This is a genomic window from Chryseobacterium sp. L12 (genome assembly GCF_056133985.1).
Genome location: NZ_JBVYOF010000001.1, coordinates 190,806 through 212,131, shown reverse-complemented (window position 1 = coordinate 212,131; position 21,326 = coordinate 190,806). Strand labels below are relative to the sequence as shown.

At 34.3% G+C, this 21,326-nt stretch carries 18 protein-coding genes and 1 tRNA gene; 6 read left to right on the top strand and 13 right to left on the bottom strand.

Translation table 11 applies throughout. The features are described 5' to 3' along the window. Positions 1-233: 233 nt before the first annotated feature. From AC0NBN_RS01015 to AC0NBN_RS01005, 3 genes are all read right to left on the bottom strand, one after another. Positions 234-2,522: an NADP-dependent malic enzyme gene (locus tag AC0NBN_RS01015; RefSeq protein WP_160812358.1), complete on the bottom strand. Its 2,289-nt coding sequence runs from the start codon at positions 2,520-2,522 to the stop codon at positions 234-236. 16 nt (positions 2,523-2,538) lie between these two features. After that, positions 2,539-3,393: a BadF/BadG/BcrA/BcrD ATPase family protein gene (locus tag AC0NBN_RS01010; RefSeq protein WP_160812359.1), complete on the bottom strand. Its 855-nt coding sequence runs from the start codon at positions 3,391-3,393 to the stop codon at positions 2,539-2,541. Positions 3,394-3,481: 88 nt separating this feature from the next. Continuing rightward, on the bottom strand, positions 3,482-3,745 hold the full coding sequence (locus AC0NBN_RS01005) for a hypothetical protein (protein WP_143884730.1): 264 nt from the start codon (positions 3,743-3,745) through the stop codon (positions 3,482-3,484). Between the two features lie 229 nt (positions 3,746-3,974). Here AC0NBN_RS01005 and AC0NBN_RS01000 point away from each other — a divergent pair, with 229 nt between their 5' ends. From AC0NBN_RS01000 to AC0NBN_RS00985, 4 genes are read left to right on the top strand one after another with little or no spacing between them, the layout of a single operon-like run. Further along, on the top strand, positions 3,975-4,433 hold the full coding sequence (locus AC0NBN_RS01000) for a GtrA family protein (RefSeq protein ID WP_160812360.1): 459 nt from the start codon (positions 3,975-3,977) through the stop codon (positions 4,431-4,433). A 3-nt stretch (positions 4,434-4,436) separates the two neighbouring features. Next, a complete protein-coding gene (locus AC0NBN_RS00995; RefSeq protein ID WP_143884732.1) occupies positions 4,437-5,162 on the top strand; it encodes a lysophospholipid acyltransferase family protein in 726 nt (241 codons plus the stop codon). A gap of 43 nt (positions 5,163-5,205) precedes the next feature. Beyond that, on the top strand, positions 5,206-6,975 hold the full coding sequence (locus AC0NBN_RS00990) for an MFS transporter (RefSeq protein ID WP_143884733.1): 1,770 nt from the start codon (positions 5,206-5,208) through the stop codon (positions 6,973-6,975). After that, positions 6,965-8,026 carry a DUF3810 domain-containing protein gene (locus AC0NBN_RS00985; RefSeq protein WP_160812361.1) on the top strand — a complete coding sequence of 354 codons (1,062 nt, stop codon included), beginning with the start codon at positions 6,965-6,967 and terminating at the stop codon, positions 8,024-8,026. Before AC0NBN_RS00990 ends, AC0NBN_RS00985 begins: the two co-directional genes overlap by 11 nt. A gap of 456 nt (positions 8,027-8,482) precedes the next feature. Here AC0NBN_RS00985 and AC0NBN_RS00980 read toward each other — a convergent pair whose 3' ends face one another. Beyond that, positions 8,483-9,157, bottom strand: coding sequence for a hypothetical protein (locus tag AC0NBN_RS00980; RefSeq protein WP_160812362.1), 675 nt, complete (start codon positions 9,155-9,157; stop codon positions 8,483-8,485). Positions 9,158-9,546: 389 nt separating this feature from the next. On the opposite strand from AC0NBN_RS00980, the gene AC0NBN_RS00975 reads away from it, so the two are divergent. Continuing rightward, a complete protein-coding gene (locus AC0NBN_RS00975) occupies positions 9,547-9,930 on the top strand; it encodes a hypothetical protein (protein ID WP_160812363.1) in 384 nt (127 codons plus the stop codon). Between the two features lie 31 nt (positions 9,931-9,961). Here the strand turns inward: AC0NBN_RS00975 and AC0NBN_RS00970 are convergent, their stop codons facing one another. From AC0NBN_RS00970 to AC0NBN_RS00935, 8 genes are all read right to left on the bottom strand, one after another. Beyond that, positions 9,962-10,993 carry an FAD-dependent oxidoreductase gene (locus tag AC0NBN_RS00970; RefSeq protein ID WP_160812364.1) on the bottom strand — a complete coding sequence of 344 codons (1,032 nt, stop codon included), beginning with the start codon at positions 10,991-10,993 and terminating at the stop codon, positions 9,962-9,964. A gap of 55 nt (positions 10,994-11,048) precedes the next feature. Beyond that, positions 11,049-11,987, bottom strand: coding sequence for a type IX secretion system ring subunit PorN/GldN (porN, locus tag AC0NBN_RS00965; RefSeq protein ID WP_160812365.1), 939 nt, complete (start codon positions 11,985-11,987; stop codon positions 11,049-11,051). 16 nt (positions 11,988-12,003) lie between these two features. Then, complete coding sequence (gene porM, locus AC0NBN_RS00960) at positions 12,004-13,593, bottom strand: type IX secretion system motor protein PorM/GldM (protein ID WP_160812366.1); 1,590 nt, start codon at positions 13,591-13,593, stop codon at positions 12,004-12,006. Positions 13,594-13,631: 38 nt separating this feature from the next. Then, entirely contained in the window at positions 13,632-14,324 is a 693-nt protein-coding gene (porL, locus tag AC0NBN_RS00955) for a type IX secretion system motor protein PorL/GldL (RefSeq protein WP_143884739.1), read from the bottom strand. Positions 14,325-14,381: 57 nt separating this feature from the next. Further along, positions 14,382-15,800, bottom strand: a complete 1,419-nt coding sequence (porK, locus tag AC0NBN_RS00950; protein ID WP_160812367.1) for a T9SS ring complex lipoprotein PorK/GldK — start codon at positions 15,798-15,800, stop codon at positions 14,382-14,384. Between the two features lie 108 nt (positions 15,801-15,908). Next, a complete protein-coding gene (gene glmS, locus AC0NBN_RS00945) occupies positions 15,909-17,762 on the bottom strand; it encodes a glutamine--fructose-6-phosphate transaminase (isomerizing) (protein ID WP_160812368.1) in 1,854 nt (617 codons plus the stop codon). A gap of 23 nt (positions 17,763-17,785) precedes the next feature. Further along, positions 17,786-19,372, bottom strand: coding sequence for a DUF4270 family protein (locus tag AC0NBN_RS00940; RefSeq protein WP_474466521.1), 1,587 nt, complete (start codon positions 19,370-19,372; stop codon positions 17,786-17,788). A gap of 11 nt (positions 19,373-19,383) precedes the next feature. Next, the gene (locus tag AC0NBN_RS00935) at positions 19,384-20,154 is read right to left on the bottom strand and encodes a glycogen/starch synthase (protein WP_089744987.1); all 771 of its coding nucleotides are present in this window, start codon (positions 20,152-20,154) and stop codon (positions 19,384-19,386) included. A gap of 164 nt (positions 20,155-20,318) precedes the next feature. Between AC0NBN_RS00935 and panC the strand changes: the two genes are divergently transcribed. Continuing rightward, a complete protein-coding gene (gene panC / locus AC0NBN_RS00930; protein WP_160812369.1) occupies positions 20,319-21,167 on the top strand; it encodes a pantoate--beta-alanine ligase in 849 nt (282 codons plus the stop codon). 86 nt (positions 21,168-21,253) lie between these two features. Here panC and AC0NBN_RS00925 read toward each other — a convergent pair. Continuing rightward, positions 21,254-21,326 (bottom strand) — tRNA-Lys (locus AC0NBN_RS00925).

The following is a 21,326-nucleotide window of genomic DNA, read 5'->3' as shown; positions in this document are numbered from 1 at the left end:
ATTTTTATAACTCCCAAATATAGTAATTTAAACTAAGTTATAGATTCATTTAAAACAAGAATAGTATTTAACTTTTTTTTAAACAACTCCTTCAACAAAAGAGCACAAAAACATTAAACTCCGAAAACCGTTTTAAAATAAATTTAGCAAGTGTAAAATCCTGAAAAAAGCCGGAAAATAAAAAATGCGTATGATTATTAAAACATACGCATTTTATTTATAATTAAAAGAAACTATTTTTTCGCTTCTCTTCTCTGAGCATCCAACACAGCAACCGTAGCCAAATTCACAATCTCATCTACGCTTGAGCGCATCTGAAGAACGTGAACCGGCTGTTTAAGTCCCATCAAGATAGGTCCGATCACCTGAGCAACTTTCATTCCTCTGATGATTTTATAAGAAAGATTGGCAGACTCCAGATTTGGGAAAATAAAGGTATTTGCCGGAGTGGTTCCAAGCTTTGAAAACGGATAATCGCTGAGGTGATCTGCATTCATCGCAAAGTCAGGCTGAATTTCACCATCAACAACCATTTTCGGATATTTTTCATGAAGGATATTTACCGCTTTTGCCACTTTTTTGGAAGTTTCGGAAATCGCTGCAAAGTTTTCAAATCCCAACATCGCAATTCTTGGTTCAATAGCAAAAGATTTCACCGTAAACTCAGCCATTTTAGCAATATTCACCAGATCTTCCGCAGAGGGATTCTGATTGATAGAAGTATCTGCAAAGAAAATCGGCTTCTTTTCAGATAAGATCATCATCATGGCAGCCACCTTATCTACTCCTTTGTCTTTTTCGATGATCTCAAGTACAGGGCGTAAAACTGAAGTGTAGTTTTTGGAAAATCCGATAATCAATCCGTCGGTATCACCATGTTTCAGCATCAAAGGTCCAAAATAATCTCTCTGACGAACATATCTTTTCGCTTTATATTCGTTCATTCCTTTTCTCTGACGAAGTTTCCAAAGGGTTTCTCTGTACTTTTTGCGGTTTTCTTTCTGATCATCATCACTCGGATCTACAATCGGCAAATCAAGCTGAATCCCGAAACGCTCCATCTGTTCTTTAATATATTTCTTGTCTCCTAAAAGAATAGGATGCGCAATTCCTTCTTCATACAAAATCTGGGCTGCTTTCAGCACATTATATTCTTCTGCATTCCCTAAAGTGATTCTTTTCGGATTGGCTTTAGCGCGGTTTTGCATCATTCTTACCAGTTTTTCATCTCTTCCCATTCTGTCGAGAAGCTGGTTTTCATATTCATCAAAGTCAGCAATTGTCTTTCTTGCAATACCGCTTTCGATAGCTGCTTTTGCCACTGCACAGGAAACTTTGGTAATCAAACGGTTATCAAATGGTTTCGGAATAAAATATTCTCTTCCAAACTGAAGACTTTTTAAATTATAAGCTAAAATAACAGCTTCAGGAACAGGTTCTTTTGCCAAATCTGCAATCGCATGAACGGCTGCCAGTTTCATTTCTTCATTGATGCCCTTTGCCTGAACATCCAAAGCTCCGCGGAAAATATAAGGGAAACCCAAAACATTGTTGACCTGATTAGGAAAGTCGCTTCGTCCTGTTGCCATAATCACGTCTTTTCTGGTAGCAATAGCCAAATCATATGCAATTTCCGGATCTGGATTTGCCAATGCAAAAACGATAGGATTTTCATTCATGCTGCTCAGCATTTCTGCCGTCATTACATTTCCTTTAGAAAGTCCGACAAAAACATCAGAACCCTTTAACGCATCTTCCAGCGTATCAATATCGGTATTGGCAACGAAATCTATTTTCTCCGGAGTAAGGTTTTCTCTTTTGTGATTGATCACTCCTTTGCTGTCACACATCAGGATGTTTTCTCTCTTTAGACCTAAAGAAATGTAGAGATTGGTGCAAGCTATTGCCGCAGCTCCTGCTCCGTTAACGACCATTTTTACATCTTCAATTTTTTTGTTGGCAATCTGAAGAGAATTGATCAGGGCAGCTGCAGAAATAATTGCCGTTCCGTGCTGATCATCATGCATTAAAGGGATATCAAGCTCTTCTTTAAGTTTCTGTTCAATATAAAAAGCTTCCGGAGCTTTGATATCTTCCAGATTGATTCCGCCGAAAGTAGGAGCAATTCCTTTAACAATCTGAATAAATTTCTCAGGATCTTTCTCGTTAATCTCAATATCAAAAACATTGATGTCGGCAAAAATTTTAAACAAAAGTCCCTTTCCTTCCATTACCGGTTTTGAAGCTTCGGCTCCAATGTCTCCCAAACCAAGAACTGCTGTTCCGTTTGAAATTACGGCTACCAAATTTCCTTTTCCTGTATAATCATACACCGTTTCAGGCTTATCATGAATTTCCATACATGGTACTGCAACACCCGGAGAATACGCCAGTGATAAATCTCTTTGAGAAGAGTGTGGCTTTGAAGGGATAACTTCTATTTTTCCTTTGGGCTCCGCTTTATGATAATCTAACGCTGCCTGATTGAATTTTGCTTCGTCACGATTGGTTTTGCTTGACATAAATTTTTTCTTTTTTTTAAAGTATATATTTAATGTGGTAATTCACGAGACTTTCGATGGGTTTCTGAACGATATGTCCCACATTGAGATTGAGTTCTGCTGCTGCAGAACGTAAAATATTTTCATAATAATAAGCGATGGAGCCGATAAAGTTGATTTCGGCATTTTGTGATTCTTCGTAAGGAAGCACCTGATAATCAAAGAAATTTTTCATCTCTTCCGAAACCATCCGGCTGAAATACGGATGCTCTTTTCTTTCGACCACAAATTTATTAAAATCAGCCAAATATGCATTGGGTCTGGAGCTGTGATACATATTTTTGAGTGCTTCTTCTATTGTTAAATGATAAGTATTTTCAAACTCCGCATGAAGATCCTGCGGCAGCTTCTGCATGAAAAATCTTCTGACGAGCTGCTTTCCAATTGCACTTCCGCTGCCTTCATCGCCCATTAGAAAACCGAGCGAAGGAAGCTTTATCTTTACTTTTTCACCATCAAAAAAACAAGAATTGGAACCCGTTCCCAAAATACAGACAATTGCAGGCTTACCATTGTACGCTGCATACGCCGCCGCAGTAAGATCTTCTTTTACAACAATATCTTCTGCTTTGTGAAAGAATTTTTTGAGCTCTCTTTCTATAGTTGCGCAATTTTCTGCTACACCACAACCCGATCCGTAGAAAAAAACTTTGGTAATAGAATTTTTTACAGAACTCAGATTGATGTTTTTTTCAATCTCAGGTACAATAAGATCTGCTGCAATATTATTAGGATTGAAGCCTATGGTTTCTGTTTTAAGAAAAATTTTATTGAAATCATCTAAAATTACCCAATCGCATTTGGTAGAGCCTCCATCAACAATAGCAACCATATTTCTGTTTTTTTAAGAGGGCTAAATTATGAATTTATCTTTAATTAAACCCTACAAACAGACTCTGCAAATATATTTATGATTAACTTCAGCTTTTTACTTCATGATCATGATGACCAAATTGAATGAGCCAGTCTTCTATCTCTTCTTCCAGATAAGAAGTCTGCAAATGAATGGCTTCTAAAAAATCATCAGGAACAGAACTGCTGTCTGAGTTTTCTAAATTCCAGAGATCATCAGACATATTTTCGTATTCGGAATATACCCTTTTAAAACGTGAATTTTCCTTTCCAAGAGCTTCAATATTTTTTTGGTGAAGCTGAAATTTTCTGTATTTGTTTTGAGATTTCATACAAAGATTGATTATTGTGTTGTGTGAAAAATTATGAAAATATTTCTCAATCATTCATTACAAGATAGAAAGACCATCAACAGAAAAAGTTGAAAATGAATTTTTTATCAGGTTTAGTTTCCTCAGTTCTGAAAATTAAAATTAGAAATTATTTTCATCCTAAAAAAAAAATTAACAAGTTTTTTCACTGTTTAACATATAGTTATAAATTTGCGTATTATAAAAAACAATGAGAGCATTACTTCTGCGCCAAAAACAGGTGTTTTTATTTATTGTTGCCGGCGGACTGAGTGCGGTAGTAGAAATTGGAAGCTTCAAACTTTTCAGTATTTACCTTCCACAAATGCTTGCTCAGGAGCAGAATTTTCATGGCATACACTATCCTTTCAGCAATATCCTGTCTACAACATGCGGAATTTTATTCAATTATTTTCTGAGTATATGGTTTGTTTTTGAGAGAGGAAAACACTCTAAAAAAAAAGAGTTTTTATATTTTATGGTAGTATCTTTTATTTCCACAATTTTAAGCTTAAGCTTTTTTCAGGTATTTTACAGCTATATTTTCAAAGATAATATCAATTTAATTTTTTATACCTTGAGTCCGGAAATGATCAGTAAAATTGCCGCAATTTTGCTGGTTTCTATTCTTAATTATTCGGTGAAAAAAAAAATAATATTTAACGGCTGATTTGTGACTAAAATTTTAAATTACCTCTGGAGAGGATGGCTTTTCATTCTTGCATTTGTACTGACGATTATTCTGGGAATACCAGTTTATCTGCTGTCTTTTAATAAAAAGAATTACAAATATGCTTATCAGCTCATCAGATTATGGTGTTTCGGTATGTTTTTCGGAATGGGACTCCGATATGAGCTCATTAACCTTACCGATAAAAAAATTGATAAGAACAAACAGTACGTTGTGATCTCCAACCATACCTCTATTATGGACATTATGTTGCCATGCATTCTGTTTCCCAATCATCCGCTTTGCTACGTTGGCAAAAAAGAGCTGGTAAAAATTCCGATTTTCGGAACTATCTACAAAAGAATCTGTGTAATGGTAGACAGAAGCAGTGCAAGAAGCCGCGCCGACGTCTACAGAAGGTGCGCCGAAAAAATGGAAGAAGGAAACAGCATTGTTATTTTTCCTGAAGGCGGTGTTCCTGACGACACATCAATTGTTTTGGACGATTTTAAAGACGGAGCTTTTACATTATCATATAAACATCATTCTCCGATTGCCGTTTTTACTTTTATTGGCTTGAAAGAAATGTTTCCTTTTGATAATTCAAAAGGCTACCCTGGGAAGGTAAAAGTATACTTTAATGACATTCTTGAACCAGCAGATTCACCGAAAGACTTAAAATTGTCAGCTTTTGAGACAATAAAAAAAACATTGGCAGAACACAGTTAATCAAAGAAAAAAATTATATTTGTTATGAAATTTATAATAGTATATGTCTAAAACAACTCAACCAACTAATTACCCAGCTCTTTACACATTAATTTTGGTGTTTTTCTTCTGGGGTTTTATTGCTGCAGGAAACAGTATTTTTATTCCGTTTTGTAAAAATTATTTTTCTCTCGACCAATTTCAGTCGCAGCTCATTGATTTTGCTTTTTACACAGCATATTTTCTTGGTGCGTTATTACTTTTTATTTTTAGTACAATAAAAGGAATAGACATAATCGGAAAATGGGGATACAAGAAAAGTATCGTTTATGGTCTCTTACTTTCCGCCATAGGAGCCGCAATTATGATTATTGCTGTTAAAAGCAATGTATATTACGGAATGCTGATCGGTTTGTTTGTAGTAGCACTTGGCTTCTCTATCCAGCAGACTGCCGCAAACCCTTTTGCCGTTTTGTTGGGAGATCCAAAAACAGGAACCAGTCGTCAAAACCTTGCCGGAGGTGTGAACTCTTTCGGAACCTCTATAGGACCAATTATTGTTGGTTTGGCTCTTTTCGGAACTACAGCTACCGTAGATGATGATCAGATTAAACATTTAGCATTAGATAAAGTTATTTTGCTGTATACTGCTGTCGGAGCCTTATTTCTAATTGCTGCTGGAATTTTTCATTTTTCTAAAAAACTGCCTGCAGGAATTTCTACCGAACCAATGGAAAAAGCAGGAAAAGCAAGAGTAAACCTCATTGTGATGACTATTCTTGTTATTATTTGCTTCATCCCTGTTTTTGCAAGCTATAATTCTGATGCCGCTAAAAAAATTGTAACTTTTAATGATGAAATAACCGTTTTAGACAACAGCAAAAAAACTGAGACTAATGCCGTTGTAATAGAAAATATTCAGAAAGATATTGATGCTAAAAAGGCAGAGCTGCAGGAAATAAAACATCCTTTAGAAAAAACAAGAATGTATTATTTGGGAGCTGCTTTACTATCAGTAGTTCTTTGTCTGGTATACGCCAATACAAGCTCGAAGAAAAACCCTGAAGGATGGGGAGCAATGAAATATCCTCAACTAGTATTGGGTATGCTTGCCATTCTTGCTTACGTAGGTGTAGAAGTTGCTATTGGAAGTAATCTGGGAGAATTATTAAGTCTACCGGAATTTGGCGGACATCAGTCCTCAGATCTTGCTCCGTATATTTCGATGTATTGGGGGAGTTTAATGATCGGAAGATGGACGGGTGCTATTACCGTTTTCAACCTAAACAAGCAGCAGCAAATGCTTGCGACAATCATTGTACCTTTTATTGCATTTTTAGTAATTATCGGAATTAATGTAATTGCACAAAAGGATATGTCTAATCTTTATTTCTATGCTATCTGTATTGTCATTCAGGTAATTTTATTCCTTGTCAGCAAAAACAAACCTGCGCTTACACTGATTATTTTCGGTCTTTTTGGAGTAATTGCCATGATTGTAGGTTTAATGACAACAGGAAATTTTGCCATTTATGCTTTCTTATCCGGAGGATTAGCCTGTAGTATTATGTGGCCGTCAATTTTCACGCTTGCCATTACCGGTTTAGGAAAATATACTGCTCAAGGATCTGCATTTTTAGTTATGATGATTTTAGGTGGTGGAATCATTCCTCCGCTTCAGGGAAAACTTTCCGATATTATAGGAATTCACAGCTCATATATCATTCCTGTAATCTGTTTTGCTTATATTACTCTATTTGCTTATCTTGCCAAGCAAACCCTTAGCAGACAGGGAATTGATGTTGACGTTTTAGAATCTGAAGGTGCACACTAAGAATACAAAAACATATCATAAAAAAAGATTTTGGGCAGCTATATTGGTTGTCCAAATTCTTTTATTTTATGTTTTATCTAAAATACAGACAGCAATTTCTTTTTTCGAAAACTTTTTTGAGTTTCAAAAAAAAATTCATCTTCTATTATTTGCCTGGCTGCCGTTTTCTATAGGAGATGCAATGTATGTTTCAGCCGGAATATTCATCCTTTTTTTATTCATTAAAATTTTAAAAAAAAGAACCCGAAACAGCGCATTGCTGAGAATGCTGATTTTCGTTAACTCATTTTATTTCATATATCAGATTTTCTGGGGAATGTTGTATTTTCAGACACCTTTAATCACGGAATTTCCTGAAACAGAAATTACCATTGATAAAAGGAAAAGCCTTGCGCTGGAATATCTTGAAAAGGCAAAAGCAACCCGAGAGCTTGTTCGGGAAGACCAAAACGGAGTTTTTATTTTAAATGATATTGCTGCGGTTCAAAATGAAATTTTAAGTAATCAAAATAAGCTTCCAGCGTTTATTACAGACAAAAAAAGTTACAATGTCAATTCTATTAAGAGCAGTTTGTTCTCAGAATTCATGAGTTTTACGGGAATTTTGGGTTATTATAATCCATTCACGGCTGAAGCACAATATAACAACAATTTACCATCTTCTTATCTGCCCTTCACCATTTCACACGAAAGTTCACATCAAATGGGATTTGCGCGTGAACAGGAAGCTAATTTTGTGGGATATCTAATTGGTGTATCTTCTCAGAATACAGATTTACGGTACAGCACAGAGTATTTCACTTTAAAAAGCCTTCTGAACTCAATCATTCAGGAAGACGAAGAATTTGTAAAAATTGTCTTGGATAATTATTCTGAAGGAATGAAGAGAGACAGAATGTATGAAAAGCAATTCGTCATGCAGCATCAGGGTCTGATGAATGATTTTTTTGGCTTTACTAATAATCTCTTTTTAAAAAGCAATCAGCAGGAAGGCTCGGTTACCTATTCTTATTTTGTTGATCTTCTAGTTCGTTATAAGAATCTCAAATAAAAAAAGAATCGTATCAGGCGATACGATTCTAAAAACACAAATGATGAAAAAAAATTTATTACCTTGACTTGTTCCCTCATTCAAGGCGATGTAAAATTACAATTATTTTTCTAATTTCAAAACTCTTTGTGTAAAAATATAAACATTTTAAGAAAATTTTATGAGTTAAAATTTCATATTTTTCCCTCTTTTCTCTATACAATGATTTATAAAATTCATCATATCCAATATTGAAAGTAGTCTATAGAATTATCTTGACTAAACACATTAAAATATAATTTAAACTTAACAATTCCAGTAAATTTAAGTTTTAACTTTTTTTATATTACAGTATTTGAATCTCTGCAATGAGCGATAAAAATTGAGTATTCAGGAATAATAAAATCTCCTACTTAAAAATATATCAATGTGAAACTGTTTTAAAATAATTATTCAAGTAAAATATAAATTCCAAAATCAATTGCAAATTGTAAGATAGTTCTGATTTCTCAAGTGAATTTTAACCAAAGCCTTTGACTTTAGCTCATAGTACATACTCTGTTCGAATGTCTCAACCTCTTTAAGCTTATAGTCAATAAAATCTGCAATTTTTGTTACTGAATGATAAAATGTTGTGTACAAAGATATATCTACAGTGTTTCCTGATTTTGGCAAAAAAGCTTTTAGAAAAGGAAGCTTTTTTTGATGGTTGGCATAATCCATACAAAATCCGGTTTTTTCCGACATTTCCAGAATTGTATGATGATTAATGTAATTAAGGATGTTTTCATTTTCTTTCACAATTTTATTTTTGCAGAAATAAAGATTAATTCGGTCTAAAATAATCTGCGCATACTCCATCATTGATATTATCTTTATTTCGGAAACAGGTTTAAATTTCATATCATAATGGCTAAATGACAATCCAAAATTTTCATACTTCGGAAACGACAAACTACGTATTTCCATTGCAGCATCCGTAACAAGCTTATCATCCAGAAAACTATAACAAACATATTCTTTATACATATTCTTCAAGTAAAGAAGAAAGTCAGTTTCAGAGCTATTGATATTATTCTCAAACCATTTTTCAAGGTTATCGTAATAACTATTTTCAAAATCTTTAAAATTCAAATAAAAAGGCACTTTCATTGGTCAATATTTATTGTTAATGGTTATTTATTACCGTATTTTACTATTGCAACCAGAATTAATGATTCAATAGCTATATATTAATGAAGCAAATGTAAATGCGTAATGCGACAAAACTTGTCGTGTTTAAATTGAATATTGATTATTTTTTAAAGAATTTAAATTATTAGTTGGTAAGTATTTTGATTACTATAATGATGTCAATAGAGTTATGAGTTCTTTCTTTAAATATAAAACACAATATTATAATTATTAATTTCATTATCAAAACTCATAAAATTACCATATACATATTATTTTAATAAAATTTAACAGTTATAAAAAAATAATTATGTAAATTTGCATCACACTAAATATTAATATGAAACCTATTAAAATTCACAACTGCAATGAAAACAAAACTATTTACTTTAGGAATTTTATATTCTCTGATTGCCTGCACACATTCCGCAAAAGATGCAGATGCTAAAACAACTGTACAAACAGAAGTTAATACTAATGATGATGAAATTATAAGAGAAACCATTACTGATCGTCATGGTGAGCAAATGGAGATCATTAGAAATCAAACCAAAAACACCATAGTTATAAGACTGAGCGGAACATCGTACGAGCTGTATAAGAATCAGGAAAACCCCGGTTATTCTACATCTGACAGTAAATATCAATTTACAGAAAATAAAAAAGACGTTACATTTCTGAAAAAAGACGCAGATATGGTTTTGTTTCACGGAGAGAAAGCTCCCAACAATGAAAAAATAGCTTCACAATAAAAAAACGGTGCTTCCATAGCACCGTTTTCTGTTAAAATCTATTCAAAGAAATTTCTTCATGTAAAGAAATATCATTTTCAATAAAATCGAATAACGCTTTTGAAAAATAGCAGCCGTTTAAAATGCCTCTCGCTCCCAGTCCGTTAAAAACATACAGATCATCAAGTTCAGGATGCTTTCCTATAATAGGACGGCGGTCTTTTACAGTAGGTCTGAAACCAAAATATACCTCTTTAACATCAAATTTATTCTGATAAAATTCGGATAATCCATTCTTTAACTGCTCAACGGCAGAGTCATCTATACTTTCGTGGAGCTGATCGCGATCATAAGTTCCTCCGTAAAAATAAAGTTCACTATTTAATTGAAACAGAAAATGCTTTTTCTTAATGGTTATATTGTGTTTAAGCGAGTGTGAAAGTTTCACCCTAATATGATGCCCTTTATTAGGATTTACGGGAATATCAGAAAAATAAGGGTTTAATCTTACTCCCATTCCTTCACAAAATACAATATGCTTAAATTTAAATTCTTTATAAGTGTTTTCTGAAGTATCCACAATATTATAATCAAAACATTCGGTAATAAGATTATTATTGTGAGATAAGAAGTTTATCATTCCATGAAAAAAGCCTTCTACATTAAGTCTTGCAGATTGATTTACTTTCCCCGTGCTAAAATCATTTTTAACGGTATTTAAAGGAATGAATTTTTTATCAAGAAAGTTATTAAGATCGGTATGGTCAGACTTTTTCAGCCATAATTTTTGTTCGTTTTCATCATGGAAAATACGATGAATAGGTGCATCAATCAAATAGTTTTCTCCGGTATATTCAGCGATTTCACTTAGTGTTTTCTGTAGAAAATCAATTTGCTCCTGAGCTTTCCAAAAGGTAGTAAATTTTTTAAGCACAACAGGATTGATGATCCCTGCCGAAATTTGAGACGCACTTTTTTTACCTTCCGAATAAATAATAAATGATTTATCATTCAAAATAAGCTGATGCGCAAAAAAGAGTGCCGCATAACCGTCACCAACAATAATATAATCTACATTTTGCATAATAAAAAAACCTGAGTAAAAGTACTCAGGTTTTTTATAAATATCAAGCGAAATTTTAGTAATTCCACATATCATTTTCCATTTGAAGAATCTGTTCTTTGATTCTGTCGCTTTCTTCTAACTGCTCTTCTGCATTTCTCGGGATGTAATCTTTGATTGTCCCATCACCAAGACCCGTTGAAGATTTATAAATAATTGAAGAGAATCTTCTAGCGTTGATTACATCATCGAAAGACAAATCGGCAGAGGAATTAGCTCTATTGAACACATAATTGTTTGCTAAAATCTCTCTAGCTTTTGGATAATAAACCCAAAATAAGTCAATCAATTCATCTTTTCCAGCAATAGGTTTTCCCTCTGCATCGTATACACCCATTACAGCAGGATCTGGTCCCATAGCAGCAATACCTAAAGGACGATATTTCATTTGACCATCTCTTTTGTCAATGAACCACATTCCCATTATTTTTAAAACTTTAACCTTATCAGTTGTAGTCTGAAAAATATCCGTGTATTCTTTTCTTTGTTGCTCAGTTAATTGAGCTCCAGTAGCCATAATATCAATAGCCGCATCATTTAGAACAACTTTCTCTAATCTCGCTTTAATTGCTTCTGGAGTTAACTTAACAGAGAAATTTTCATCATCATATACTTCCTCAATCTTACCACTTAGAGCAGCATCTAATAATATTTGGTATAAAGATCTCGTTTGTTTTGATAAGAGACCATCTGGATTATCATAATAAAATGGCTGATTAATTTTATCATTAAGATCAATTACTTCCCAAACCATCATGCTTTTAAGGATATCTTTTTCATCCACAAAGCCATATTCCAATGGAGTAACTTTATTGCTAACCATTGTGTCACCCACCTTTCTCATATTTTCAGCTCTCATCTGTCTGAATTCTTCCGGAGAAGAAGCATTTAGAATAGTCTGAGAAAACGCAAACCCAGAAGCTAATACTAAAAGACTGCTAATATATTTTTTCATAATAATTGCTTTTACTTTATGGAACATTAATAACTATTGGAGTAATTCTCTTAATAGGTCCTTCTAATCCTTGAGCTGTTGCTTTTATTTCAATAATTGATACAACATCCCCAGATCGAACATTTTTCAATAAACCTTCAGCTGGTTCCAAGCTATTTCCTTTTACTAACATTGCCGCTTTACCAGGTATTCTTACCATAAACTCAGTAACTGTAAAGGTAACAGGAAAATCAAAATCAGGTATTGCTGCTTGTACTGTCTGATTCTTGATTGAAGCAGCAGGCATAGGTAAGAAATTTTGTCCTCTAATCTGACCTTGCGGTGGTGGTACATTTTTTATTCTATATTCAAATACCTGAGAAACTCTCTTTCCACTTGGATCTGTACCTGACAATGTCAAATTAATTGTATTACCGGTCGTAGGTTTGATATTCCATTTACCTTTTCCAGTACTAGAAACAATTCCACTAGAAGCTGTAAGAGAGAGTTTGGAGTTATCAGCCCCTAAAATTGATCCTGATACAGGATTTTGTAATCCTCTATACATTACATTCATTTTATCAGCTGAAAGCAATAAACCTTTCTCTAGTTTTACTTCCTGTGGACCAGCAATTACATTATAAGTGTGCGTAAAAGGAAACTGCTGAGCTTTTCCAGAAGCATCTAACAAAGTAATTACTCCACCAATTTTCTTTTCACCAAGACCACCAGTGTTCAAAGGCAAATACCCTTTACCATTTTCCTGTCTGCTTACGCCGCTCATACTGATTTTGTTGCTGTTGGAGTAATTACCCAACATTACAACAGCTTCTGCTTTTTTACCAACTATTACATCCGTAGGTGCAGAAACAATAGCTTCGTAGCTAGAAAATTTAATGCTTGCATCAACTTTTTCCTGAAGCATCATGGCTAAAGCATCAGACTGTACGTTTCTTGCATCATTCTGAATAATCTCCAAATTAGAGATTGCGGCTATTAATGGCTGATTGTAGAATTTATTTTGAAACCAAGTTTTTCCATTTGGAGATTTTCCGTTCGGATATTCTGCGATTAAAGATGTATTCGCTCTATCAACCAACTTTTTCAACTGTTGATTCCCACCGAATTTAGTATTAATGTAATTTCTTACTTCATCCAGTTTTTTCTTCAATTCCAAAGCATTTGAAGAAGGAGTATTCTCATCACCTTCCTTGAAAAAATACTCAGTTGTTGCCTCATTGTTGTTCAATGCTGCAAAGTTTTCCTGAACATCAATTTCTTTTCCTGTTACAGGATCTTTATCTACAAACTCAGATTGTTTTTTAAGTTTTGTCTTAACATCTTCTGTAGAACTTACCAAATCATCAATAATCTTCTTTAGACCTTTGTAATCTTCCCAAGGCTGTGCATAGGTATCAGGAACCTGCTGTGCTTTAGCTTCCAAAGTTTTTTCAAAGATATCTTCATTCTTTTGTTCTGTCAGAAATCTGGTTTCTTTTAGTGCTTTTGTAGAATCATAATATGACCTAATGATTTCAACGTCAATATTTAGGGCCATCATTGCGATGAACACCAAATACATTAGGTTGATCATCTTCTGACGTGGAGTCTGTTTTCCTTTTGCCATTCTCTTTTCTTTAGTTTTGTTTAATTAATGGTTCAGGATTATGACTTCATAGCAGTTAACATACCACCGTAAACTCTGTTTAAATTGTTTAAGTTAGCTGTTAAACCTTGTAATTCTTGATTAAACTTCTCAGACTGTTCTGCAGATTTTTGCATATCTGCTACATATTGTTTAGCAAATTCTGCTTGTCTCTGACCGTTTTCCAACTGCATTGCATAAAGAGCATTCATACTTTCCATGTGCTGAGCAGCTTTATTTAACTGATCATTATATTTATGAGTAGAAGCAGATACATCAACAGTCTGGTTGATCTGATCTACAGAGTTTGAAAACTTATCAATACCAGTTCTTAATCTGTCGAACAACTGCACATCAAGTTTTGCATCCTGAAGCATTTTATCCAACTTGTTTGAAAGAGAGTTTTCTAATTCTGCAAACTGAGCATTAGCACTTTTTGCGCTGATATTTGAGTGTAAAGGATTTGGATTTGCATGCTTATCCAACAATTCAGGATAAACATTTTCCCAAGCATAAGACTCTTCGTTTTTTGGAGGGTCAAAAGCAAAGATGATGAAAATAATTGCCTCAGTGATCAATCCTACTGTAAGAGCAATGTTTCCATTGATAGGTCCCAAGGTAATGTGAGTAATTTTAAGCCAAGCTCCAAGAATTACAATTGCAGCACCGAATGAATAAAAGAAGTTCATCCAAGCATCTTTAGTCTTAAACATATAAGTTAGTTTTTTTTAGTTTTAAAATAAATTGATATAAATAATTTAAGCAAAATATTATCTGTTAACTCTTTTTGCTTTAACAGATGCTTCAGGAATATCCTGAACTGTTCTGAATCCGATATAACTTCTTGCAGAATCTTTGTGCTCCCAGTCTCTTGCACCAGTCATCAACATATAACCTACATCTTTCCAAGAACCCCCTCTAACAGACTTTTTATTGTCTGATTTGTCTTTTACTGCAGGATTAAGAGTAGATGAAAAACCATAGTCTGAGTTATTATATGCAGAAACTGTCCATTCAGAAACGTTTCCTGCCATATCAAATAATCCGAAAGAATTTTTTCTGAATTTCTTTACAGGAGCTGTATAAGTATATGTTCCTTTTTTCTCATCTTCCATATAGCTTCCTCTTTTTGGTTTGAAGTTTGCCAAATAGCATCCTCTGTCGTCCATTAAATAAGGACCACCCCAAGGATAAGTCGCGTTTTGCTTCCCTCCTCTTGATGCATATTCCCACTCTATTTCAGTTGGAAGACGGAATCTTAAAGGTCTTTGCTTGCTTCTTTTCAGACTTTCATTATAATCAGACTTTAATTTAGATCTGAAATTACAGTAAGCTCTTGCCTGATCCCAGGTAACTCCTACTACAGGATAATCTTTATAAGCCTTGTGCCAGAAATACTGCTCAAATAAAGGCTCGTTATAAGTAAAATGGAAATCGTTTACCCAAACAGTTGTATCAGGATAAATTGCAATACTTTCACTTCTAAGGAAATTGATTCCTCTTTCGTTATCAGCGATTGCAGCATCCATATCACCCCACTTATATGTATATTTTAATTTGCTAACATCAATGATTCTTTCATTACCTACTCTTGATGAAGCCGGCAAATACATAGACTCAAGCACTTCTGCATATTCTACATCAGGATATTTTGAAGTATTCCAATGCAATGGGATTTTCCAGTCTAATCTTTTGCTATCATCAAATCCATCTCTTCCTCCTGCTCCTTCAAGATACTCCTGATAAGGTGTTAAATCATCTTCTTTTTTAGCAAGATATGCATAGTCACCAATACTGGTACCTCTGCCTCTTCCACTACCGTCACCACCTTCTCCTGCAGCTTCTGCAAGCATGGTTCTGGCAATAGAATCTCTTACATAATTAATAAAAACCCTGTATTCCGCATTTGTAGTTTCTGCCTCATCCATAAAGAAAGGAGCAACAGTTACAGTTTTCAAGGGTGCAGTTTCACCATTATTGGTAAATGATTCATCAGCCATACCCGCAATAAAAGAACCGCCAGGAATTGCCACCATACCATAAGGTCTTTCCGCAACAAATGATTTTGTTTTTTCTCTAGGTATCAATTCTCCTTTTGTTCCTGGTTTTCCTACCGAAGAAGTTCCACCACCTGAACAAGATACCGATGCTACCGACGCAGACAATAATAAAAGAAATATCCTTTTCATGTTAATTTTTATAATTAAGCCGTAAATATATAATTTTTTTAAGAAACTTTTAAGATTTTTTTTAGAATAACGAAAAAAATCTGAACTTATTTTATTTGCAAGTACTTTTTATTCTACTGTAACCGATTTTGCAAGATTTCTTGGCTGGTCAACATTTGCTCCTCTGTACACTGCTATATAATAAGCCAATAACTGTAACGGAACTGATGCAACGATTGGTGAGAAACACTCTGAGGTTTCCGGAATTTCAATTACATAGTCTGCCATTGCGCTTACCTGCTGATCTCCTTTATTTACTACAGCGATTACTTTTCCTTTTCTGGCTTTAATTTCCTGAACATTGCTTACAATTTTATCATAATGTCCTTTTTTAGGAGCAATAATTACAATTGGCATATTCTCGTCTATTAAAGCAATAGGACCATGTTTCATTTCCGCAGCCGGATACCCTTCTGCATGAATGTAAGAAATTTCTTTAAGCTTCAAAGCTCCTTCTAATGCTGCAGGATAATTATATCCTCTTCCCAAATAAAGAAAATTGGATGCATTAATAAAATCTTTAGCGATATTTTGTGTAAGCTCGTGTGTTGCATCCAGAACTTCTTCAATTTTTTTAGGAATAGCATCAAGTTCAGAGATAAGACTCATAAATTCTGCATTGCCTAAGTTTCCGTTGTGTTTTCCTAGCTTCAGTGCTATTAAAGACAAAATAGTAAGCTGAGCAGTAAACGCTTTAGTAGAAGCAACTCCGATTTCCGGACCTGCGTGAGTATAAGAACCTGCATCTGTAATTCTTGCAATAGAAGAATCAACAACATTACAGATACCGTAGATGAAAGCTCCTTTCTCTTTAGCTAATTTAAGAGCAGCCATTGTATCTGCCGTTTCTCCGGACTGAGAAATAGCTATTACCACATCTTTATCTGTGATAATTGGATTTCTGTACCTAAATTCTGAAGCATATTCTACTTCAACAGGAATTCTTGCAAATTCTTCAATCAGATACTCACCAATAAGACCTGCATGCCAAGAAGTACCACATGCAATGATGATAATTCTGTTTGCATTTTTAAATTTCTCCAAATGATCCCAGATTCCTGCCATTTTAATAATTCCTTCATTCACAAGAAGTCTTCCTCTCATGGTGTCATGGATTGATTTAGGCTGTTCGAAAATTTCTTTCAGCATAAAATGTTCGTAACCACCTTTTTCTATCTGCTCCAAATTAAGTTTAAGTTCCTGAATTTCCGGAGTAATTTTTGAATTCTCAACAATCGTGCGGATATCAACTCCTCCTTCAAGAGAAATTGTTGCCATGTGTCCTTCTTCAAGATAAATGGCTTCTTTTGTAAATTCAACAAAAGGAGATGCATCAGAAGCAATAAAGAATTCGTTTTCACCGATCCCTATTGCTAATGGAGAACCTAATCTTGCTACGACCAATAACCCAGGATAATCATCATGCATTACTGTAATAGCATACGCACCGTACACTTCATTTAATGCATACCGTACTGCCGTTGGAAAATCGGTTTCGGAATTGACATCCATAAAATACTGAATCAGGTTGACCAACACTTCGGTATCTGTTTCAGATTTAAAATTAAAACCTTTATCAATAAGCATTGTTTTAATAGTATCATAATTTTCAATAATACCATTATGTACAATCGCTAATTTTCCGTTATTTGAAATATGAGGATGTGAATTACGGTCACTCGGCACACCATGTGTCGCCCATCTTGTATGCCCCATTCCTACTTTAGCAGTTCCTTTCAGTTGATTTGAAATCGTAACCAAATCATCAACTTTACCTTTAGTTTTCTCGACACTAAACTTACTGTCTGTATTTTCTAAAACAATTCCTGCACTGTCATATCCTCTGTATTCTAATCTTCTAAGACCATTGATAACAATATCATAAGCATCCTGAAAACCTGTATAACCAACTATTCCACACATAATTTTATCAAGCGTATTTTTTATTATTTTGTACCGTAAGTAACTCTTAACTGAATTTTATTTGTATTTGAAGGATCAGAACCTACAAATACGGCTCTTGCCATAGAAAATGGTCTTGAAGTGTATTTATACCCTGCAAGACTTCCTGCACTGGTACTTAAAAACTGAGCTAAATCTATTTTAAAATATTTATCACTATAATCTTTTCCGGATTCTACAATATCTTTTAGAGACTGTGTTACAGTAAAATCGTAATAAGCAGGGTTTTTATCTAAATCGTAAACTCTTATAGGAAGGAAAGTGGATGCACTTCCTAAAACAGAGTAATCTGTAGTAAACGCAGTCGTTTCCTTTCCAGCGGAATCTTTATCTCTTTGAAGAATGGTAAATACAGTAGGTTTAGGATATTTATTAGACCAGACAGAAGCATCTGTATAAAGTCTTATTTTTGCAGTAATAATTGCCGCTTTGTTGGTTTTATATAATTCCTTAAGCTGATTAATTGTAGAAGCAGGAAATTTCACTCCGATAGAATTTCCTCCCATGCCTTGAGCATACAGTTTCAGATCTCCGTTCACTGAATTTCCGAGTGCATAAGTCTGAATTGCAGCTCCCGCTCTACTATATTCATAATAACCTGTATGAACATTAGCACTGCCTAAAGCAAAATTATATTTAGACTGAGGTCTGGTTGTTATACCATTTTCGACTTTTTCGTTCTTATAGTACATAATGAGTTCTATATCATTTGGTGTAAACTGAAACAAATACCCGTCGCTTTCTGCTACCGAAACTCTTAAACCTCTAAAATGTCTGATAAAATTAGCTGCATCTTTCAGCTCCATCTGACCTTTTTTATCAATAATCTTCTGCTTGAAAAAATCTGCACTAAGAGGTATTCTTATACCAACCGGCGTTCTTAGAATTTCAGTATTATCAGCATCTTTGGTAATTACTACAGAATTTACATCTCCGAAAATTTCTTTTGATCCCAAAATATTGGCTTCATCAACTGCAAATTTTTTGTTGGAATAAACAGCATCATTCACTCCATTCATAAACTCTGTTACTTCGTGAACCTTAAGCGTAAGTTTACCACCGTTTAATTTTGCTTTTCCGAATTTAGTAATAGGAAAATTATTCACCACCTTTTTTGCTGCAACATTTCCGTCGGGATAAACGTAGTCTTCATTGGTTGTTGTTTTGATAGAATCTATAGCATAGGTAGGTTTAATCACCATCACAACAGAATCTACTGTTGGGTTGGTTCCAAAATCAGGATCATAAGATGGGAGTCTTAACTGGGTAAAGTAGGTTGCCTTCTGCATCCCAAACTGATTTTCTGTAAAAGCTCCCAAAACCGCTGTAGAAGAGGTTGCCGCATTACTCCCAAAAAGATTGACAAATGTATTGGCATCCGCTCTTATGGTATCACTATTACTAATATTGTATGCTATAACATCAAACGAAGACTCAGTTCCGTTGGCTGCACCATCCAAAAAAAGCTGTTCGCCCAAAGAATCCGGATCGGGCTCACAATTATAAAGTATAACACTTCCTAAAACCATCATCGAAAGAATGGTGAAAGTTTTTTTTAAATTATAAATCATCAAAATGTATATTAATATAGTTTACTGATAGAATCTACGTCCAGATATTCTGACTTAGACGCAGAAGTTTCATTAAATGCTTTATCAAGTTCTCCATTTAAAAACTCATCCCCTTTTACTACTTCATCCACATAGTTCATGCTTTCAATGACAAAACTTTCAAAGCTTGGATTATCTAACGCTTTTAAACCTGAAATATTATCAAACTGAAGCTTTTCACCAACGTTAGAAGCCAAAGGAGCATCTTTCTCATTGTATAAAGAAAGAACTATTTTGGCATCTTTAAAGTAAGAATCAGATTGGTAATAAGTCTTAAGATAAATTGGAACAAAAGAAGACATCCATCCGTTCAGATGGATCACATCAGGAACCCAGTTGAGTTTTTTAATCGTTTCAATTACTCCTCTTGCAAAGAAGATAGCGCGTTCATCATTATCCTCAAAAGCTTTTCCTTCGTCATCAAAATAATATTGCTTTCTTTTAAAATATTCTTCATTATCAATAAAATAAACCTGAAGCCTTTCTCCAGGCAGAGAAGCTACTTTTATAATAAGAGGCTGATCGAGATCATTGATAATAATATTCATTCCGGAGAGGCGGATCACCTCATGAAGCTGAAATTTCCTTTCACTTATCTGTCCAAATCTTGGCATAAAAACTCTTACATCATTGCCTTCTTGGTGCATTTTAAGTGCCATTTTGTTTACCACCGCTGCTAAATTTGTATCTTCCTGATAAGGGTACATCTCTGTGGTAATGTACAGTATTTTCTGATTGGGCATATAATCTTTATATAATTTAAATAACGCTTTAATTCGCAAAATTACGAAAAAACATTCAACATTATGGTAATTAACATTTTTTTACGATAGTTGTGAACAATATTATAATAAAGTAAAAATGAATCTCCCAATATTTAGTATTTTTGAAATATATAATGATAAACATGGAAATTCTAAAAAATAAGAAGGTACTGCAGGATTTTATAGAAAGACAGAAAGAAATGGGCAAGAGAATTGGCTTCGCACCCACAATGGGAGCTTTGCACGAAGGGCATCTTTCACTATACAAAGCCGCTAGACAGGAAAACGATCTGGTAATCTCCTCTATATTTGTAAATCCCACACAATTCAACAATTCTGAAGATCTGGAAAAATACCCTCGTGACACCCAAAAAGATCTGGATATTCTCGAAAAATCCGGATTGGTAGATGCTGTTTATCTTCCACAGGTAGAGGATATCTATCCCAAAAAAACCGAAAGCAGAAAATATAACTATGACGGTCTTGAAGATGAAATGGAAGGCAAATCACGACCGGGACATTTTGACGGTGTAGGCACAGTAGTAGAAGAGCTGTTTAATCAGGTAAAACCAAATAACGCTTATTTTGGTGAAAAAGATTTTCAGCAGTTGGCTATTATTAAGAAAATGACAGAAAAAAAACAATTGCCGATAAGAATTATAGGAGTACCTATCTACAGAGCAGAAAACGGACTTGCTTTAAGCTCCAGAAACCAGCGACTGACAGAAGAAAGACGAAACGACTCCAAGATCATCTATGAAAGTCTCTTAAAAGCGAAAGACTGGTTTAAAACTTTAACCATTTCGGATATAAAAGAAAAAGTAGGCACAATTTTTGAGAATAAGCACAACATGGTGTTAGAATATTTCCTTATCGCAGACGAACAAACACTGAAAGAAGCCGACCAAAAAGAAAACGGAAGTTCTTACCGTGCGTTTATTGTAGTAAATGTTGACGGAGTAAGACTTATTGATAATATGCATTTGGAGTAAAAAAATCAAAGGCTTCCTATGGGAAGCCTTTGAACACCAAATCACAAAATATTAATATGAAAAAAATTTACTTTTCAGTAAACTTGTGACCCGGCTGGGATTCGAACCCAGGACCCATACATTAAAAGTGTATTGCTCTACCAGCTGAGCTACCGAGTC